The 16,640-nt window shown below is 41.5% G+C and carries 15 protein-coding genes, 2 tRNA genes and 1 pseudogene; 15 read left to right on the top strand and 3 right to left on the bottom strand.

The genetic code is table 11. The features are described from left to right. Positions 1 to 31: 31 nt before the first annotated feature. The 3 genes and pseudogenes from sdhA to AOX59_RS06225 form a co-directional block, all read left to right on the top strand. A pseudogene (gene sdhA, locus AOX59_RS06235) lies at positions 32 to 1,728 on the top strand (succinate dehydrogenase flavoprotein subunit); the annotation flags it as partial. Positions 1,729 to 1,730: 2 nt separating this feature from the next. Further along, a complete protein-coding gene (sdhB, locus tag AOX59_RS06230) occupies positions 1,731 to 2,495 on the top strand; it encodes a succinate dehydrogenase iron-sulfur subunit (protein ID WP_068443365.1) in 765 nt (254 codons plus the stop codon). A gap of 73 nt (positions 2,496 to 2,568) precedes the next feature. Then, entirely contained in the window at positions 2,569 to 3,012 is a 444-nt protein-coding gene (locus AOX59_RS06225; protein ID WP_068443360.1) for an acyl-CoA thioesterase, read from the top strand. Positions 3,013 to 3,099: 87 nt separating this feature from the next. On the opposite strand, the gene AOX59_RS06220 is transcribed toward AOX59_RS06225, so the two are convergent. After that, a complete protein-coding gene (locus AOX59_RS06220; protein WP_068443357.1) occupies positions 3,100 to 3,324 on the bottom strand; it encodes a helix-turn-helix domain-containing protein in 225 nt (74 codons plus the stop codon). Positions 3,325 to 4,214: 890 nt separating this feature from the next. Between AOX59_RS06220 and AOX59_RS06215 the strand changes: the two genes are divergently transcribed. From AOX59_RS06215 to AOX59_RS06190, 6 genes are all read left to right on the top strand, one after another. Then, positions 4,215 to 4,664, top strand: a complete 450-nt coding sequence (locus AOX59_RS06215) for a MarR family winged helix-turn-helix transcriptional regulator (protein WP_068443355.1) — start codon at positions 4,215 to 4,217, stop codon at positions 4,662 to 4,664. 20 nt (positions 4,665 to 4,684) lie between these two features. Further along, positions 4,685 to 5,506, top strand: coding sequence for a glutamate racemase (gene racE, locus AOX59_RS06210; RefSeq protein WP_068443352.1), 822 nt, complete (start codon positions 4,685 to 4,687; stop codon positions 5,504 to 5,506). A gap of 120 nt (positions 5,507 to 5,626) precedes the next feature. Next, on the top strand, positions 5,627 to 6,739 hold the full coding sequence (locus AOX59_RS06205) for a GerMN domain-containing protein (protein WP_068443349.1): 1,113 nt from the start codon (positions 5,627 to 5,629) through the stop codon (positions 6,737 to 6,739). A 298-nt stretch (positions 6,740 to 7,037) separates the two neighbouring features. Beyond that, complete coding sequence (gene rph, locus AOX59_RS06200) at positions 7,038 to 7,805, top strand: ribonuclease PH (protein WP_068443346.1); 768 nt, start codon at positions 7,038 to 7,040, stop codon at positions 7,803 to 7,805. After that, positions 7,802 to 8,392 carry an XTP/dITP diphosphatase gene (locus tag AOX59_RS06195; RefSeq protein ID WP_068443343.1) on the top strand — a complete coding sequence of 197 codons (591 nt, stop codon included), beginning with the start codon at positions 7,802 to 7,804 and terminating at the stop codon, positions 8,390 to 8,392. The genes rph and AOX59_RS06195 overlap by 4 nt, the downstream gene beginning before the upstream one ends. 17 nt (positions 8,393 to 8,409) lie before the next feature. Then, complete coding sequence (locus AOX59_RS06190) at positions 8,410 to 8,922, top strand: YfcE family phosphodiesterase (protein ID WP_068443340.1); 513 nt, start codon at positions 8,410 to 8,412, stop codon at positions 8,920 to 8,922. A gap of 53 nt (positions 8,923 to 8,975) precedes the next feature. Here AOX59_RS06190 and AOX59_RS06185 read toward each other — a convergent pair. Next, positions 8,976 to 9,049 (bottom strand) — tRNA-Arg (locus tag AOX59_RS06185). 10 nt (positions 9,050 to 9,059) lie between these two features. Further along, positions 9,060 to 9,133, bottom strand: a tRNA-Gly gene (locus AOX59_RS06180). A gap of 241 nt (positions 9,134 to 9,374) precedes the next feature. Here AOX59_RS06180 and AOX59_RS06175 point away from each other — a divergent pair. The 6 genes from AOX59_RS06175 to yihA all read left to right on the top strand — a co-directional run bounded on the left by AOX59_RS06175 (position 9,375) and on the right by yihA (position 16,637). After that, positions 9,375 to 10,139 (top strand): tetratricopeptide repeat protein, encoded by a 765-nt coding sequence (locus AOX59_RS06175; protein WP_068443335.1) that lies wholly within the window; start codon positions 9,375 to 9,377, stop codon positions 10,137 to 10,139. Next, on the top strand, positions 10,106 to 10,354 hold the full coding sequence (locus tag AOX59_RS20215) for a hypothetical protein (protein ID WP_237049376.1): 249 nt from the start codon (positions 10,106 to 10,108) through the stop codon (positions 10,352 to 10,354). Before AOX59_RS06175 ends, AOX59_RS20215 begins: the two co-directional genes overlap by 34 nt. 133 nt (positions 10,355 to 10,487) lie before the next feature. After that, positions 10,488 to 11,774, top strand: coding sequence for a trigger factor (tig, locus tag AOX59_RS06170; protein ID WP_068443331.1), 1,287 nt, complete (start codon positions 10,488 to 10,490; stop codon positions 11,772 to 11,774). 297 nt (positions 11,775 to 12,071) lie between these two features. Next, positions 12,072 to 13,352, top strand: coding sequence for an ATP-dependent protease ATP-binding subunit ClpX (gene clpX, locus AOX59_RS06165; RefSeq protein WP_068443328.1), 1,281 nt, complete (start codon positions 12,072 to 12,074; stop codon positions 13,350 to 13,352). 383 nt (positions 13,353 to 13,735) lie between these two features. Further along, positions 13,736 to 16,069, top strand: coding sequence for an endopeptidase La (gene lon / locus AOX59_RS06160; protein ID WP_068443325.1), 2,334 nt, complete (start codon positions 13,736 to 13,738; stop codon positions 16,067 to 16,069). Further along, complete coding sequence (gene yihA / locus AOX59_RS06155; RefSeq protein ID WP_068443323.1) at positions 16,056 to 16,637, top strand: ribosome biogenesis GTP-binding protein YihA/YsxC; 582 nt, start codon at positions 16,056 to 16,058, stop codon at positions 16,635 to 16,637. The genes lon and yihA overlap by 14 nt, the downstream gene beginning before the upstream one ends. Positions 16,638 to 16,640: the final 3 nt, after the last annotated feature.

Raw genomic sequence — 16,640 nt, 5'->3', positions numbered from 1 at the left:
CGGTCTCATGGCAACAATCAAAGCAGCAGAAGCGGGTGTAAATGTTGATTTATTTTCCATTGTGCCTGTGAAACGGTCTCACTCTGTGTGTGCTCAAGGTGGAATAAATGGAGCGGTTAATACCAAAGGTGAAGGTGACTCACCGGCAATTCACTTTGACGATACAGTATATGGCGGAGACTTCCTCGCGAACCAGCCGCCGGTTAAAGCAATGTGTGATGCAGCGCCAAGCATTATTAATATGCTTGACCGTATGGGGTTATGTTCAACCGCACACCGGAAGGGCTTCTAGACTTCCGGCGCTTCGGGGGAACTCAACATCACCGAACGGCTTATGCAGGTGCTACAACAGGACAGCAGCTCCTGTATGCGCTTGATGAACAAGTTCGCCGCTATGAAGTTGAAGGCTTAGTCAACAAGTACGAAAGCTGGGAATTTGTAGGGGCTATAGTTGATGAGGAAAATACCGGACGCGGTATTGTGGGACAGAATATACAATCACATGAAATCAAATCGTTTCCGTCAGATGCTGTTATTATAGCCACCGGAGGCCCTGGCATTATCTTTGGAAAGTCAACCAACTCAATGATCAATACCGGCTCTGCAGCAAGTATTCTATATAAGCAAGGCGCAAAGTATGCTAATGGTGAATTCATTCAAATTCATCCAACTGCTATCCCGGGTGATGATAAGCTTCGTCTCATGAGCGAGTCGGCACGCGGTGAAGGCGGCAGAGTCTGGACGTATAAAGACGGTGAACCATGGTATTTCCTTGAAGAAAAATATCCCGCATACGGCAACCTCGTGCCGCGTGATATTGCAACACGGGAGATTTTTGATGTATGTGTTCATCAGAAACTCGGTATTAACGGAGAGAATATGGTCTATCTTGATTTGTCCCATAAAGACCCGAAAGAACTTGATGTTAAATTGGGCGGCATCATGGAAATTTATGAAAAATTTGTCGGTGATGACCCGCGTAAAATGCCAATGAAGATTTTCCCGGCAGTTCATTATTCAATGGGCGGTCTGTGGGTTGATTATGATCAGATGACAAGCATCCCTGGTATTTTTGCTGCCGGTGAATGTGATTATTCCCAGCACGGGGCTAACCGGCTTGGTGCCAACTCATTGCTCTCGGCAATCTATGGTGGTTCGGTAGCTGGTCCGAAAGCAATTGAATACATTGATGGCCTTGAGAAACATGTTGACGATCTTCCGTCAAAACTGTTTGAAGACAGAGAGAAAGAAGAGCAGGATCGATTTGAGAACTTGATGCAGATGGACGGTACAGAGAATGCTTATCAGATTCACAAAGAACTTGGCGAATTAATGACTGATAACGTAACCGTTGTCCGCTATAATGACAAGCTAAAAGAAACAGACAAGAAAATTCAGGAACTGATGGAGCGCTGGGAAAATATAAACATAAACGATACATCCCGCTGGAACAACCAGGGTGTTATGTTTACGCGTCAGCTGGAAAGTATGCTGCATCTGGCAAGGGTAATCACCAATGGTGCCTTAAAACGTGATGAAACACGCGGTGCACACTACAAGCCAGAATTCCCTGAACGTGACGATGAGAACTTCCTGAAGACAACGGTTGCACAATTCGATGAAAATAGCAGAGACCCTGTCATTAGTTATGAAGAAGTTGATGTGTCGCATATTCCACCGCGTAAACGCGATTACACGCAAAAAAACGAACATGAAGGGAGTAAGTAATGATGGCTGAAGAAAGCAAAGTCACCTTTATTATAACGCGTCAGGACAGTCCGGATTCTTCTCCTTATAAAGAAACATTTGAACTTCCATATAAACCAGGTATGAACGTTATTTCCGGACTAATGGAAATTCGCCGAAATCCGGTTAACGCCGATGGGGAACAAACAGCGCCGGTTCAATGGGATATGAATTGCCTTGAAGAAGTTTGCGGTGCTTGTTCAATGGTAATCAATGGAACAGCACGGCAATCCTGTGCAGCGCTGGTGGACGAACTTGAACAGCCGATCAGGCTTGAGCCAATGGATACTTTTCCGGTAATTCGTGACCTTTTTGTTGATCGTGAACAAATGTTTGATGCACTGAAACAAGTTAAGGCGTGGATTCCAATCGATGGAACGTATGATCTCGGTCCGGGACCACGGATGCCGGAGAAAAAACGTCAATGGGCTTATGAACTTTCAAAATGTATGAGTTGCGGCGTCTGTCTTGAGGCTTGTCCGAATGTAAATGATAAGTCAGACTTCATCGGCCCGGCTGCACTTTCTCAGGTACGTTTGTTCAATGCTCACCCGACAGGTGAAATGAACAAAAGTGAGCGTCTTGAAGGCTTAATGGACGAAGGCGGCCTGGCAGGCTGCAGCAACGCGCAAAACTGTGTGGAGGTTTGCCCTAAAGGCATTCCATTAACAACTTCGATTGCTGCTATGAACCGTGATACCAATATTCAAGCCTTCAAAAATTTCTTTGGCAGTGACGAGGCGCATTAATAAAAACTTAATAATTAATCATGACCCTTGCCAGGCTTAGGTAAGGGTCATTTTAACAAGGGGGGAACTTGATTTGAAAAATATTTCATATATCGAAAATATGGAAGAATGGCGGTCAGGGTTTTCGTTTTATATTCCTGTCAAAATTCGTTTTTCTGAAACGGATATGTTTGGTCATGTGAATAATGTTTCGCCATTTATTTACTTTGAAGAAGCGCGGATTGAATTTATGAAATCAACTGGACTATTTGATAACAGCAATTACAGTTCAGGCTTGCCAATTGTGGCTGACCTTCAATGTGATTATCATAGACAGATTTATTTCGATGACAGTCTTAAGCTATATGTTAAAGTGAATGATATCGGTAAAACGTCACTTGATATTCACTATATGGCTGTAAATGACAAGGAAGATATTTGCTTAACAGGCCGCGGGCGAATGGTATACATAAATTCTGAAACTGGAAAACCTATTCCTTTGTCAGAATCAATTAAAGAAAAATTGCTCATTACTTAATGAAACGAAACTTCAATCAGTGGGGATCTCTATCCCCTGCATGCGGGATAAACAAAAACCGGCTTCCTCTAAAGAAAGCCGGTTTTCCTACAGCTTTAACTCCCCCATGCGGAGAAGTTCAACTACAGCTTGTGATCGCCCCTTGACACCCAATTTCTGCATTGAATTGGAAATATGGTTTCGGACAGTTTTTTCCGATATGAACAATTCCTGGGCAATTTCCTTTGTTGTTTTATCTTGTACTAAGAGCTCAAATACCTCTTTTTCGCGGCTGGTTAATAATTGCTTTGGCTTATATTCGTTGTCCTTCAAATGATAACCCCTCCTTGCTGTCAAAGAGCTGCAGATGAAGGGTAAATTATTTAGTCAATATTAGCGTATGAAACAATGCGTAAACGGTGAGCACAATTTTACTGATTGCTTAATATTATGACAACAAACTATTTTGAACCTTTGTAGTTCTAACTGATTATTTTCTTCGCCAGTTTTTTAAAAGATTATTGTTGATGACCCAATATCCATAAAGTGAAACTTCATTTAGCGGAGCGCACTTTTCCGCTGAATGAGAACAAAGGCTAAGTTCGCCACGTCAATAGCCAACGCCTTTGTAACCAACATCCTGTTGGCCCGAACAGAATCGGGCATTTAGGTTCAGTTAGCCGCCGTATTTTGGCGGGTTACTGAACCTTAGATGCGGGATAAACTGCGACGTAACTTTAGGTGTGAGTTGGTGCGCCGTCTACCGTTTCGGAAATACACGCCGCGCACCTTAGGGCGACTGGTGAGCCTCCTCGTTCTGGCGCGCTGCGGGGTCTCACCGATACCTCCCGTCCCGCAGGAGTCGTCGTGTATTTCCTACGCTGGTTTTGCGCTTTATAATCTCATTATTTTGGATCTTAACTAAACTTTTCTTGTGAATGTTGATTGGAGTGGAGGGCAGTCGACTCCTGCGGGAAAACGGGCAGCTAGACCTGAGCAGGAAGTGGTTTTCTTCCGAGGAGGCTGAAGCGTTGCCCGTGGAAAGCGACTGCCCGGAACGGAAATCAACATAGCACTTACTTCGCAATTTACATCAGTAACGAAGATAAAAAGCTTAATTCTATTTCAAAACACAAACCAGAATTGGAACCAAACTGATATTTTTGTCGAATTATGTTAGAATACGTATATAAAAATTGGGATTCACACAGGGGGTCGCCATATTGAACCAGGAGATACCAGAAGAAACAATTGCGAATCTGGAAAAGCAATTACGATACATATCCGGCATGATCAAACAGAACGGAAGGAAAATACTGAATCATTATCCGATTACATCCCCGCAATTCATAGCGTTGCAGTTTTTGATTGATGGCGATTTAACAATTGGAGAACTGTCAAATAAGAACGGGCTGGCGTTCAGTACTACAACAGATCTGGTGGACCGCCTTGAAAAAAATGAACTGGTGGAACGGATCAAAGATACCAGTGACCGTCGTGTCGTCAGAATTCACATTTTGACAAAAGGGCGTACCATTATAGAGGAAGTTATCCAGAAACGTCAGCACTATTTAGGTGAGGTACTGGAAAACTCTTCAATTGACCAGACAGAAGCTTTGAATGAAATGTTAACGCATTTGTACGAAGAAATGCACCAAGTAAATGATAACTAACAACTGGAAGAGGCGATTTTTTGAATCAGGCAATAGGTGTTATCGACTCCGGTGTTGGAGGACTGACAGTCGCTCATGAATTGATGCGTCAGTTGCCGCGGGAAAATTTAATTTATTTAGGGGATACGTTAAGGTGTCCATATGGTCCAAGGTCTGAAGATGAAGTGAAACAATTCACGTGGGAGATGGTGGACTTTCTTCTTCATCAAGATATTAAAATGCTTGTGATTGCATGCAATACAGCAACTGCATTTACCTTAAATGAGCTGCAGACCCAATTAAGCATCCCGGTGATCGGCGTTATTAATCCCGGGGCACGCGCAGCTATTAAAAGTACGAAACATAATCACATTGGTGTAATTGGCACAGAAGGTACAATCAGAAGCAATGCTTATACAGAGGCGCTGCTAGGCATAAACGCCAATATCCAAGTCAGCCCACTGCCATGTCCGTTGTTTGTTCCGATGGTTGAACAGGGCATTTTATCCGGTCACAAAGCTGAGGACATTGCAGCAAAGTCACTTGAGCCGCTAAAGGCAAAAAATGACATTGATACGTTGATTCTTGGCTGTACCCATTACCCGCTGATTAAAGATACGATACAAACGATTATCGGAAGCGAAGTAACACTCATTTCATCGAGTGAAGAAACAGCACGTGAAGCCAGCACCATTCTGGAGTTTAACGATCTTTTAAATGGAGGAAGAGAGACGCCGGCACATCAATTTTATACAACAGGTGATATGGCGATGTTTGCAAAAATCACTGAAGGTATATTCAGGGAATCATCTGATTCTTTTCAGTCGGTCATGATTGAAAAGGCAATTATTTCCAATCCTTAATTAGAATTCTTTTTGAATGGGCAGGTTCAAAAAGAATTCTAATTTTTTATAGACAGGTTGGTCTAAATTTCTGATGAGCTCGTATATATAATAGTACAAACCATCGCAGGAGGGAAAAACATGCAGAAGCGCAGTCGATTGCTAATAGGCCTAACGGTGTTTCTCACTATTATATTAGCCGGGTGTTTTCAGGGAGAGCAATCCTTAGATAATGAAGAAATGGACCCGCCGCAGGATGCTGAAGCAGGGGACGGTATGGATGAAAATGCAGCAGAAGAAGCAAATACCGAGGAAAATGAAAATACAGAAAACCAAGAAGATCAAGAAAATCAAGATCAAGGAAATGCAGCATCTGACCCAGTTGACAGACAGCTCTATTTGCTTGATTCAAATGGGATGGTAGCTTCCCAGACACTGCAACTTCCACAGCCGGAATCCAATGAAGTAGCCAAACAGGCATTGGAATATCTTGTAAAAGATGGACCGGTTTCTTCGCTTTTGCCTAATGGCTTTCAGGCTGTGCTGCCGGCAGGAACTCAAATTCTGGAGTTAAATTTGAAAGACAGCGGAACCATGATAGTCGATGTTTCTGATGAATTTAAAAATTACCAGGCAGAAAATGAGTTGAAAATATTACAGGCGATGACATTCACGGTAACACAATTTGACAGTGTTGATAATTTGAAACTGCGTATTAATGGTAAGCCACAAAATACAATGCCTGTTGACGGAACACCGATTGGTGAAGGTTATTCAAGGGTTAATGGCATAAACCTGGTCCAATCTGGAGCTGATTTATTAGAAAGTAAACCTGTCACGCTTTATTATCCATCAGCTCAAGGCGACAATCAGTATTTTGTCCCTGTGACACAGCATATAAATGTGGAGGAAAGCGGGTTATATGGTTCAATGGTGCAGACTTTAATGGAAGGGCCTGACGCTGATACCAATTTACAGCATGTGTTCAATAATTCTGCAGAGCTGACTACTGACCCGAGTTTAAATGAAGGTGTGCTTGAAGTGGTCTTTAATCAGAGTGTTTTGCAGGAGTCAGATAATGCGGTTATTTCCAATGAAGTTATGGAAACGTTGGTACGCACCTTAACCCAGGATGAGGAAGTTGAAGCGGTTGAGGTTAAAGTAGAAGATGTCGAGACGCTGTTTAATGAAAATGGGGAACCCTATACGGAACCGGTAACAACTCAATCATTCTTTTCGACTGAAAAACTATAATTGCAGGAGACTGGTAAAGCTAAGAAAGACTGTGCCCGGCAGTCTTTTTTTCTTTTGAATGGTATTAATAATTTATGTCTGACAGGAAAAAATATGTTAGGATAACCATGGATGCATAAAGCTAAACTTCAGTCAGTGGTGGGGATTCTTCATCCCCACTCTGATTGTTAGTTGAGCAGAATCGGACATCTACGGGCAGTTTACCTTCACTTAACTTTCCTGGTTTTACAGTATAATCTTGAAGTGAGGATATTACTGCCCGTTACATGCGGGATAAATAAAGGAGGCAAGGGTTCCATTGAGAAATGATCAACGAAATAATAATGAAATTCGGCAAGTAACCATTACGCCAGACTATATTAAACACCCTGAAGGCTCGGTACTGATTGAATTCGGGGATACGAAAGTTATATGCAATGCAAGTATTGAAGACCGGGTGCCCCCTTTTATGCGCGGCCAGGGAAAAGGATGGATAACGGCGGAATATGCAATGCTGCCAAGAGCTACACAGCAGCGTAATATCCGGGAGTCTTCCAAAGGAAAAGTGAGCGGAAGAACAATGGAAATCCAACGGCTAATCGGACGTGCACTAAGATCAGTAGTCGACCTGAACCAAATCGGGGAACGCACCGTATGGGTTGATTGTGATGTTATTCAAGCTGATGGCGGGACACGAACAGCATCGATTACCGGTGCATTTGTAGCTGTGGTTTTAGCTTTTCATAAACTTCTTGAGGATAAGAAAATCAAAAAAATGCCTGTAACTGATTTTCTGGCAGCTATTTCTGTTGGTATTACACAAAATCGCACAGAACTGCTTGATTTAAACTATCAGGAGGATTCCGAAGCGTCTGTGGATATGAATGTCGTTATGACAGGAGAAGGCGAGTTTATTGAAATCCAGGGAACCGGGGAAGAAGCAACTTTCACAGGCAGCCAGCTGCAAACGATGCTTGGACTGGCCAATGAGGGCGCAAAGGAATTAAATACAATTCAAAAATCAATCCTGAAAGAACGCGCTGACCGCATCGGTGAAACGATTCAAACGAAGGAAGATTTATCATGAAGGAACTGGTTATTGCTACGAAAAACAAAGGAAAAGCAAATGAGTTTAAATCATTTTTTGAAAAATATGGCATTAACGCCATTTCATTGCTGGAATTGCAGGAAGAAATTAATGATATTGAGGAAACCGGTTCAACATTTGAAGAAAACGCGGCACTGAAAGCAGAACAGATTTCAGAATCAATGCAGATACCTGTTCTGGCTGACGATTCCGGATTGATGATTGATACACTTGACGGACGGCCGGGAATTTTTTCTGCAAGATATGCCGGTGAGCCAAAAGATGATCAGGCGAATATCGATAAGGTCATGCATGAACTGCAGGAGAGTACCGAGCGATCTGCGCGGTTTGTATGTATTCTGGCGGTAGCAGTGCCCGGAGAGATGACAATATTCAAAAAAGGATATTGTGAAGGGAAGATTGCCACTGTCCAGGCAGGAGAAAACGGTTTTGGCTATGATCCGATTTTTATACCTGTCGGGTATACTCAAACAATGGCAGAGCTTTCGCCTGAGGAAAAAAATAAAATCAGCCACCGGAGCGATGCCATTAAAAAATTAGAAGATTGGGTTATACATTTGCAGTAAACAGATGAGGTGATAGTATGCCAAGCGTATTAATTGTCAGTGACAGTCATGGGTCCACAGAAGAGCTTGCTGTGATAAACAGCCGGCATAATGCGGATTATAAAATTCATTGCGGCGATTCTGAACTGGAAATGGATGACCCGGCATTGAAAGGGTTCATTAAAGTTGCGGGAAATTGCGATACCGATGCCAGATTTCCGGAAGAACAGGTTAGTACTGTTGACAACTTGACGTTTTTTATTGCACATGGCCATTTGCATCAGGTCAAATCAAATCCGCTTGCGATTGCATATCGAGCTGAAGAGCAGCATGCACAGGTTGTCTGTTTCGGTCATACACATACTGCAGCTGCAGAAAAAGTCGGCAATCAGCTGCTTTTAAATCCGGGAAGTGTCCTTCTGCCCAGGGGAAGAACAGAAAAAACGTATATCATGATGGAGTGGGATACGCTCAATAGCATTGATGTTCGCTTCTATACGGTCGATGGAGAACATCTTGATGAAATATCTATAAATACGTCTTTAGTCTGACGAATAGAAAAAGCCCAGTATCTTATAGAAGATACCAGGCTTTTTTAATCAAGTGTCCCAGGCAGGATTCGAACCTGCGACCCATAGCTTAGAAGGCTATTGCTCTATCCTGCTGAGCTACTGGGACAGAATATGTATGGAGCGGGTGATGGGAATCGAACCCACGACATCAGCTTGGAAGGCTGAGGTTTTACCACTAAACTACACCCGCATGATGGATAAATACTCTTTTATCGGACAAGAATTATTATATGCATTTTCAACTGATTTGTCAATAGTATGGCGAAAGAGGCATTGCATATGATAATATAAAGTTTAAAACATCAATGGATAACAGGTTTTATTTTGTCTTTTCAAGGGAATTGCTATCTATTATTAGTTAATTTGTATGGTGAAGGTTAACATCTTTTAAGGTAAACATTCTTTTATTTAAAATTGAAAGGAGGGAATTTATGGCCAGACATTCTGAAAATGTCGTGCTTTTTCCAAAATGGCGTAAAGTTTTAGAAGAAGAAAGCCTAAAGGCACTCAAAGAGAAAAGATATGAAGAAGCACTTGAAAAGCTTAATCAGCTGCTTCTTTTCGGGAATGAAAATCATGAAGTGAACATCGGTAAACTAATGTGCCTGATGGAACTGAATCGATTTAAAGAGGCGCAGGATTTTTGCGAAGCATTGTTATTACAAAAAGATGTGCATTATTATCATTATGTGCATATCTACTTAACGATTTTATTCCAGACGAGCCAGTATGAGCTACTTATGAACCAGGCAGAACAGGAGCTGGAAACTGATGCTTTACCGGAGGAAATAAGAGAGCAATTCCGGCAATTATTCGACATGAGCAAAAAGATGCGCCGTGATATACGAGACGAAAAAGCACCGGAATATATAAACGATTTATTTAAGGCGGTCCAAGAAGAGAATCATGCACATCAATATACGCTGGTTGAACAAATTCGCAAAATCGATATGACGCCAACTGAGCAAATAATGGCACTCTTGACTGATAATCGTGTGCACCCGGTGACAAAGACAGCTATATTTCTATGGCTGAAAGATAAAAGTATTTCAGAAGAAGTGATTATACATAAACTTGGGGTAAAGCAGACAATAACACCTGAACACCTACCTGCTTTAGAAGATCATCCGGCAATGCAGCAGATACTGGGATTATCAGTGAGTTGGAACATGAGAACCCGACATTATTCAACTTAATGGACCAATTATTGAGCCATTATCTCTATGTCAGGTATCCCATGATGCCTGCTGTCGAAGATGCTGATTCAATAGCTGAGGCTTTAACGGCAATTGGGGAAAATTATTTAGATATACATAATAGGAATCGCGAGCATGATAATCGAAAAATAATCCAATATATGGATGAAATAAAAATGTGTGAAGCTTTATATTCCACCATCATTGAAGCTTGAAGCAGTCAAACGTGTTATGGTTGAAAGGCGGTATATATATGTTATAATGAGTTGGTGCAAATTTGCTCATTATAAATTGATATTGTAATGAACCGTTATAATTAAAGGAATAATAGATTTTGGAGGGTATGGTATGTCAGCAAAATGGGAAAAACAGGAAGGAAATCAAGGTGTTCTGACAATTGAGGTCAGTGCCGACGAATTTGATAAAGCATTGGACCAGTCTTTTAAAAAAGTTGTACAAGATGTTCAAGTCCCTGGTTTTCGTAAAGGGAAAGTACCTCGTAAATTATTTGAATCCCGCTTTGGCGTTGAATCCTTGTATCAGGATGCTGTAGATATTGTCTTGCCTGATGCTTATACAAAAGCTGTAGAAGAAACAGAAATTGAACCAATTGAACAACCGGACGTTGACATTGAACAGATTGAAAAAGGGAAAGATTTAATTTTTAAAGCAACTGTGAATGTTAAGCCGGAAGTCACGCTTGGTGACTATAAAGGATTGGAAGTTGAAGAAGAAACAGTTGAAGTAACTGATGAAGATGTTGATCATGAATTGGAGCATCAGCGTGAACATCATGCCGAACTCATTGTGAAAGAAGAAGGGAACATTGAGGAAGGCGACACTGTCGTAATGGATTTTGAAGGGTTTATCGATGGCGAAGCATTTGAAGGCGGAAAAGGTGAAGATTATTCACTTGAAATCGGATCAGGTCAATTCATCCCAGGTTTTGAAGAAGAATTAATTGGAAAGTCTTCAGACGAAGAAACCGAAGTCAAAGTGACATTCCCTGAAGATTACCATGCTGAGCATCTGGCAGGTAAAGAAGCGGTGTTCAGCGTGACAATTCATGATATTAAAACGAAAGAACTACCTGAACTAGACGATGAATTTGCCAAAGATGTTGACGAAGAAGTTGAAACGCTTGATGAATTAAAAGAAAAGAAAAAAGATGAATTGCAAAGTCAAAAAGAACAGGATGCTGAGAATAAGAAACAGGAAACATTGATTGAAAAAGCATCAGATAACGCTGAGGTGGAAATTCCGGAAGCAATGGTTGAGAGTGAACTCGACCGCATGCTTCAGGAGTTTGAACAGCGTCTGCAAATGCAGGGTATGACATTGGATATGTACTACCAGTTCTCAGGTCAGGATAAAGACGCCCTGAAAGAACAGATGCGTGAAGATGCACAGAAGCGTGTTAAAACCAATTTAACGCTTGAGGCTATTTTCTATGCTGAAAATCTGGAAGTGTCAGACGAAGATGTTGACAAAGAATTGAGCAATATGGCGTCTATGTACGGCACTGAAGTTGAACAGCTCAAGCAGATGCTGGGCGGCAACACTGATGCGCTTAAAGAAGAACTCAAATCAAGAAAATCAATTGAGTTTCTGGTAGAGCATAGCAAAGCCGTTTAAACTCAAATATGATAGGGTTAATCATCATGATAAAGCAAGGTGCGAAAGTCGTACCTTGCTTTATGCTTTCATAAATTTTGTTATCTTATCCGATGAATCCTCATAAGATAATAAAGTATAGGGACAAAACAGGTGAATGTTTGCTTAACAATACACGCTAAATAATACTTTGACCTCTTTGGGTTAAGTAGTTTAAACAAAGATTGACTTGAAAAGAGTTATTATTTTGTTTTCGCATTTTGATTTGATATGATGACTTTAAGTTAAAATGTATGCAAACTTTAGGAGTGAAATGTAATGTTTAAATTTAACGAAGAGAAGGGACAACTTAAATGTTCATTCTGCGGAAAAAGTCAGGATCAAGTTCGCAAATTAGTAGCCGGTCCGGGCGTTTATATATGTGATGAATGTATTGAACTTTGCACAGAAATAGTGGAAGAAGAACTTGGCACAGAGGAAGCAACAGAATTTGAAGAGCTTCCGAAGCCAAAAGAAATTAATGAGACACTTGCTGATTATGTCATCGGTCAGGAAGAAGCAAAGAAAAACTTATCAGTAGCGGTTTATAACCACTATAAACGGGTTAACGCGGCACAGCAAAATTCCGATGGTGTTGAAGTGGCAAAAAGTAACATTGCTATGCTGGGACCGACTGGCTCAGGTAAAACATTGCTGGCTCAAACTCTTGCCAGAATCTTGAATGTTCCATTTACAATGGCTGATGCCACGTCCCTGACAGAAGCGGGTTATGTCGGTGAAGATGTTGAAAACATTTTGCTGAAGCTGATTCAGGCTGCGGATTATGATGTGGAAAAAGCTGAAAAAGGGATTATTTATATCGATGAAATCGATAAAGTAGCCCGTAAATCAGAGAATCCTTCCATTACGCGTGATGTTTCGGGTGAGGGTGTACAGCAAGCTCTCTTGAAAATATTGGAAGGTACCGTTGCGAGTGTTCCCCCACAAGGCGGGCGTAAACATCCGCATCAGGAATTCATCCAAATTGACACGACCAACGTACTGTTCATTGTCGGTGGAGCCTTCGATGGCATTGATCAAATCATTAAACGCCGCTTAGGCAAGAAAGTGATCGGATTCGGTTCTGATAATACAGAACAGGATCTGGACCAGAGCGAATTGCTGCAGAAAGTATTGCCTGAAGATCTGCTTCGGTATGGTCTGATACCGGAATTCATTGGGCGTATCCCGGTTATAGGCAGTCTTGCCCCATTGGATGAAGACGCATTGGTTGAAATACTGACAAAGCCGAAGAACGCGCTTGTTAAACAATATGAAAAACTCTTTGAAATTGATAACGTAGAGCTTGAATTTGAAGACGAGGCGCTGAGGGGTATTGCGAATAATGCCATTGAACGAAAAACCGGTGCACGCGGCTTACGTTCAATTATTGAAAGTCTTATGCTCGATGTTATGTTCGAACTGCCATCACGTGACGATATTGAGAAATGTATCATTACAAAAGAAACGGTGAAGAATGAAAAAGGCAGACCGAAGCTGGTTTTCCATGATGGCACGGTAATTGATGAAAATGAAAAAATACCTAAAGAAAGCGCATAGGCAAAATATAAACTATTTCATCATAGGGGCTGACATGTGTCGGTCACCTCTTACAAGCTTTTCAAAAAGGGGCTGACTGGTTGATGTCAGTCTCTTTCTATGTTTAATATCATTTTTTATTTTGCAATATTGTTTAGTGGCCTCTTAAAGCAATTTTTTAAAAAGGACCCCTTAACCAAGTCTGATTTTGAGTAGTTCTGTTCTGTTAGGTCATACTAATTCCCAGTTCTAATTATTTACAAATAGGGAAGATTTCTATAGACTTTAAGCAATAAGCTATTCAACTGATTGTTCAAGAACTTATAAGCTCATTACTTTCCTGTTGTGCATTTTTAAAAGAATATCTTACATATCAATTCCAGTATAATGGAGGTAGACATACTATGACGACTGAAACGACACAATTTCCCCTCCTGCCATTGCGCGGCATACTCGTTTTTCCATCGATGGTTTTACATCTTGATGTCGGGCGCGATAAATCCGTTGCAGCTCTTGAAAAAGCAATGATGGGAGACCAGACGATATTCCTTGCTGCCCAGAAACAGGTCAGCCTGGATGATCCTGAAGAGAAAGATATATACCGGACCGGGACACTTGCATATGTTAAACAGATGTTGAAACTTCCAAATGGGACGATACGTGTCCTGGTAGAAGGTTTGGAACGGGGAGAAATCGTTCGTTTTATAGACGATGATCATGATGAATTCACTGTAGAAGTTTATAAAATGAAGGATGAACATGGTGAACAAAATGAAGAAGAAGCCCTTATGCGATCACTTCTGAAGCAATTTGAACAGTACATAAAAGTTTCACAAAAAATTACTAAGGAGACATTAGCTACTGTTTCAGATATTGATGAACCAAGCAGGCTGGCCGATATAGTCACATCACACTTATCTTTGAAAATAAAGGACAAACAAGAACTGCTGGAAATGATAAATGTGAAGGAACGGCTGCAGCATTTGATACAGCTCATTACAAACGAGAAGAAAGTGCTGGATTTGGAAAAGAAAATTGGTCAACGTGTGAAGACATCAATGGAAAAAACACAAAAAGAATACTATTTGCGTGAGCAGTTGAAGGCAATTCAAAAAGAACTTGGTGATAAAGAAGGCAAATCCGGCGAGGTGGAAGAGCTCAGAGAAAAGGTTGAAGCTTCTGATATGCCTGAGCGTGTCACAGAAGTTGCCATGAAGGAACTGAACAGATTTGAAAAAGTCCCGCAAAGCTCGGCTGAAAGTTCAGTTATCCGCAACTATATCGAGTGGCTTCTGGCCATTCCTTGGACTGATAAAACGGAAGATGCAATCGAAATTAAGAAAGCACACGATATACTTGATGAAGACCACTATGGGCTGGATAAAGTGAAGGAACGGATATTGGAGTACCTTGCCGTCCAGAAGCTGACACAATCAATTAAAGGACCAATTCTCTGTCTGGTGGGGCCTCCGGGAGTCGGTAAAACATCATTGGCGAACTCAATAGCCCGTTCTATTAACCGGAACTTTGTCCGTGTTTCTCTGGGCGGTATTCGTGATGAAGCGGAAATCCGAGGGCATCGGCGCACATATATAGGGGCGATGCCTGGCAGAATTATACAAGGAATGAAGAAAGCAAAAACGGTCAATCCGGTCTTTCTGCTTGATGAAGTTGATAAAATGGTCAGTGATTTCCGCGGAGATCCATCTTCAGCTATGCTCGAAGTATTGGACCCTGAGCAAAACAGCAATTTTAGCGATCATTATATTGAGGAAACGTACGATTTATCCAATGTGCTCTTTATCGCAACAGCCAACTTTGTTAATAATATCCCGGGGCCATTGCTGGACCGTATGGAATTGATTAACATAGCCGGCTATACAGAAGTGGAAAAGCTGCATATCGCCAAAGAGCACCTGCTTCCGAAACAACTGAAAGAAAATGGCTTGAAAAAAAGCAATCTCCAGATTCGTGATGAGGCTTTGATGTCCTTGATTCGAACCTATACCCGAGAAGCTGGTGTGCGTAACCTTGAACGTCAGCTTGCCAATCTTTGCAGGAAAGCCGCAAAAATGATCATTTCCAACGATCGTAAGCGTATCGTTGTGACAAACAACAATATAGAAGAATTGCTTGGTAAACCTCATTTTCGATATGGCCAAATGGAACAGGAAAATCAGATCGGAGCTGCCACCGGTTTGGCATATACAGCAGCCGGCGGTGATACATTACCAATTGAAGTATCGCATTATCCCGGAAAAGGTAAACTGACACTTACCGGAAAGCTTGGAGATGTGATGCAGGAGTCAGCCCAGGCTGCTTTCAGTTATATTCGGTCCCGTGCGGAAGAACTGAACATCGATCCTGATTTTCATGAGAAGAATGATATTCATATTCATGTTCCTGAGGGTGCAACACCTAAAGATGGACCTTCAGCCGGTATAACAATGGCGGCAGCACTTGTTTCGGCATTGACCGAAAGAGAAGTCAGAAAAGAAGTTGGTATGACAGGTGAAATAACGTTGCGCGGGCGTGTTTTGCCTATCGGCGGTCTTAAAGAAAAATCATTAAGCGCACACCGTGCAGGTTTAACGACCATTATTATTCCGGAAGAAAACGAAAAAGATATAGATGATATACCTGAAAGTGTTCGTGATGATCTGACTTTTATTAAAGTGAACCATTTGGATCAGGTGTTATCATATGCATTGACGGAGGAGAAACATGAAAGTAACTAATGCAGAGATTGTTATAAGTGCGGTTAGTCAAAAGCAATATCCGAGCGACCGGCTACCTGAGATAGCCTTGGCCGGCCGTTCAAATGTCGGGAAATCATCATTTATCAATAATCTCATCCAGCGGAAAAACCTGGCCAGAACATCATCAAAGCCAGGTAAAACGCAAACGTTGAATTTTTATAAAATAAATGACATGTTTTATTTTGTTGATGTCCCCGGATACGGCTATGCTAAAGTGTCTAAAAAGGAACGGGAAAAATGGGGCCGCATGATGGAGGAATACTTTGCAGTGCGTGACACGTTGAAAGCGTGTGTCATGATTACAGATATCCGCCATGAGCCAACGTCCGATGATGTTATGATGTATGATTTTCTTAAACATTATGAGCTTCCGATTATTGTCATCGCAACTAAGCTGGATAAAGTCTCTAAAGGAAAACGCTCTAAGCATATTAAGCAAGCTTACCAGGTGTTAAATATTGAATCAGGTGATGTGCTCATTCCTTTCTCGGCCGAAACAGGAGAAGGGAAAGACGACGCCTGGCAAGCGATTAGACAGTTTATTTAGATG

The organism is Lentibacillus amyloliquefaciens (assembly GCF_001307805.1).
Taxonomy (GTDB): domain Bacteria; phylum Bacillota; class Bacilli; order Bacillales; family Amphibacillaceae; genus Lentibacillus; species Lentibacillus amyloliquefaciens.
Note: the sequence above shows the minus strand (reverse complement) of the source record. Positions and strands in the feature narration are given on the sequence as shown.